Below are 2,078 nucleotides of genomic sequence, written 5' to 3' on the forward strand. Positions count from 1 at the left end.
ATGCAGCTGGAAGACATTCTTCGCCAGATCAATACCAAGTACATCGATGGTCATCATTCCTCTCCTTCGACTGCCGGTTGCACAACGATGCTCCGGGGTGGGAGAGCCGTCCATCCCATTAGCTGGCCCAAGGAATATGGCGGCCTGAAGACCGATCAGGCGCGGCGGATGAAGGATCTGGAGAAGGAGAACCAGCGGCTGCGTCGTGCGATCTCGGATCTGACGCTGGACAAGCTGATCCTGCAGGAAGCTGCCAAGGGAAACTTCTGAGCCCCGCGCGGCGGCGGCGCTGCATCGAGCAAGTACGACGAGATCTGCCGATCCAGGTGTCCGAGCGGCGGATATGCCGGGTGCTAGGGCAGCATCGATCGACACAGCGCAAGGTGCCGCGTGGGGCGGATGACGAACAGGCGCTCACGGAGGACATCATCGCGTTGGCGAAGCAATATGGTCGCTATGGCTACCGCCGGGTGACGGCGTTGCTGTGCCATGCGGGGTGGACGGTGAACCACAAACGGGTCGAGCGGATATGGCGACGCGAAGGATTGAAGGTCCCGCTGCGCCAGCCCAAACGGGGACGCCTGTGGCTCAACGACGGATCATGTATCCGCCTACGGCCTGAGTATCCCGGGCATGTGTGGGCCTACGACTTCGTCGAAGGGCGCACGCACGATGGCCGCAAGTTCCGGATCCTGACCATCATCGATGAGGCCAGCAGGGAGTGCCTGGCACTCATCGTTGCCCGGCAGCTCAAACACGAGGATGTGCTGGCGGCGCTGGCTGACCTGTTCATTTCTCGCGGTCCTCCGGCACATATACGGTCCGACAACGGAAGCGAATTTATCGCGACCGCCGTCCAGAAATGGCTGGGGCAGATCGGCGTGACGACGCTCTACATCACGCCGGGATCACCATGGGAGAATGGCTATAACGAAAGCTTCAATGGATCGCTTCGCGACGAACTGCTCAACGGCGAGATCTTCTACAGCCTCGCTGAGGCCAGGGTGTTGATTGCCACTGAGAAGTGACCCGGGGGCGCTATAAGTTTCCACTGAGAATTGACCCATGTTTCCCTCCCCTCCGGCTGTCAGTCGGAGGGTCTTGGAGTGATCAACATGGACTTACTCAGTGTGATCCGCCGATGGCATTTCCGGCAGGAGATTTCCATTCGGGAGATCAAGCGACGGACCGGCCTATCGCGCAACACCATTCGCAAATACCTGCGTTCCGATGCGGTGGAGCCCAGTTTCAAGGTTCCGGTGCGCCCCAGCAAACTCGATCCCTTCGCGGACAAGCTGTCGGCTTGGCTGCGGGTGGAATCCAAGAAATCCCGCAAGCAGAAGCGGACCGCCAAGCAACTCTACGTGGATCTGGTGGAGCTGGGTTACGATGGCTCCTATAACCGGGTGGCCGCCTTTGTCCGTCGAAACAGCGGCAGTCCGCTCATCCGCAGCACGCCATCACTTGGGAGTGGATCTCGGCCGAGTTCGACGCGACTGCCGCGAGGCGATGCTTGCGACGACCCCGGGGTTTCGAAGAGAGAACGGCACGTAGTCGTGTGAAAGACCTTCCCGATGACGCCTGCGCGCCGATGTGGCAGCGTTTCCGCTGAGACATCGGCGACATGGCCGCACGCGAGAACACCTTGAAGGTTGCGCGAACCTTGCGATCGACACCTAGGAGAGGGCCACTGAATTGTCGGCGGTTAGCGGCGGGGCGGGAGAGAGACGGTGTCTCCCACTACGTCAATTGCCACCTTCCCACGAAGCGCATAGGCGCTCCTGCCCTCTAAAAGTTCGTGCGCCTGTCCGACGCGGGCCAGTGGCAGAACAGCACCTACGACGGGTCGAACGAGATCGCGTTCCGCGAGGTCGGTAAGCAGATCAAGCTTGCCTCGATTCTGACGTGTGAAAACGAAGTGATATGCGGCGTTTTTGCCCCATGCCTCGATGGGACTGTCAGGATTTCCGTGTGCGGCCGGGCGGTTGATCATCAGGCCGCCATGGCTCTGATGAAACGTTCGCCGAAGATCACGGCAAATTGCGCCTTCGCCATGGTCCACTCACGTGGTGGCATCT

At 60.3% G+C, this 2,078-nt stretch carries 1 protein-coding gene and 2 pseudogenes; 2 read left to right on the forward strand and 1 reads right to left on the reverse strand.

Annotated elements, in window-relative coordinates; all coding sequences use genetic code 11:
* Positions 1-123: 123 nt before the first annotated feature.
* Both CG471_RS29675 and CG471_RS29680 read left to right on the forward strand, forming a co-directional pair.
* A pseudogene (locus tag CG471_RS29675) lies at positions 124-1,013 on the forward strand (IS3 family transposase); the annotation flags it as partial.
* 102 nt (positions 1,014-1,115) lie between these two features.
* A pseudogene (locus tag CG471_RS29680) lies at positions 1,116-1,424 on the forward strand (IS21 family transposase); the annotation flags it as partial.
* A gap of 281 nt (positions 1,425-1,705) precedes the next feature.
* Here CG471_RS29680 and CG471_RS31885 read toward each other — a convergent pair.
* Positions 1,706-1,993 carry a zinc-binding dehydrogenase gene (locus CG471_RS31885; protein ID WP_218964306.1) on the reverse strand — a complete coding sequence of 96 codons (288 nt, stop codon included), beginning with the start codon at positions 1,991-1,993 and terminating at the stop codon, positions 1,706-1,708.
* Positions 1,994-2,078: the final 85 nt, after the last annotated feature.

The organism is Sphingobium sp. IP1, from assembly GCF_002708645.1.
GTDB classification, from domain to species: domain Bacteria; phylum Pseudomonadota; class Alphaproteobacteria; order Sphingomonadales; family Sphingomonadaceae; genus Sphingobium; species Sphingobium yanoikuyae.

Coding starts and splice junctions, on each gene's coding strand:
- CG471_RS31885 (WP_218964306.1), bottom strand. CDS start 1,993: ATGATCAACCGCCCGGCCGCACACGGAAATCCTGACAGTCCCATCGAG.